The following is a 612-nucleotide window of genomic DNA, read 5'->3' as shown; positions in this document are numbered from 1 at the left end:
TGAGAGAATTACATCTTGGCGACAAAACGGTGCCGGCAATCGGGCTTGGTACTTGGCACATGGGCAATTCAACTGCAACCCGCGCAAAGGAAATCAAAGCCATTCAAGCTGGTATTGACGCCGGCGCAACCGTGATCGATACCGCGGAAATGTACGGTAACGGCCGTAGTGAAAGTCTGGTTGGTGAAGCCATTGCCAATATTGACCGGGAAAAATTGTTCCTGATTGATAAGGTACTGCCTTCAAACGCTTCCGCCGACAGAATGTCCCACAGCTTGGATACCAGCTTAAAGTTACTGGGAACCGATTACGTGGATTTATATCTATATCATTGGCGTGGTGCTGTGCCGTTAAGTGAAACCGTCGAAACGCTTCAGTCCTTGCAACAGCAAGGTAAGATCAAACATTGGGGTGTTTCCAACTTTGACCTCCCCGATATGAAAGAACTGCTTGCCCTCCCAGGCGGTGATCAGGTTGCCGCAAACGAAGATCTCTATAACCTCGGTAGTCGAGGGATCGAATACAGTCTATTACCATGGCAGCGAAAACAGGGGATTCCGCTAATCGCCTACACCCCGGTAGCTGCCGGTGACGAACGCGGTCAGCTAATTA

Annotated in this window: 1 protein-coding gene; it reads left to right on the top strand. The window is 50.0% G+C overall.

The features are described 5' to 3' along the window. On the top strand, positions 1-612 hold a 612-nt coding region (locus BABA_RS02445), incomplete at both ends, for an aldo/keto reductase (protein WP_007083536.1).

Origin of the sequence: Neobacillus bataviensis LMG 21833, assembly GCF_000307875.1 — a bacterium.
Taxonomy (GTDB): Bacteria; Bacillota; Bacilli; order Bacillales; family Cytobacillaceae; genus Neobacillus; species Neobacillus bataviensis.
This window is presented reverse-complemented; position numbering and strand designations above follow the sequence as displayed.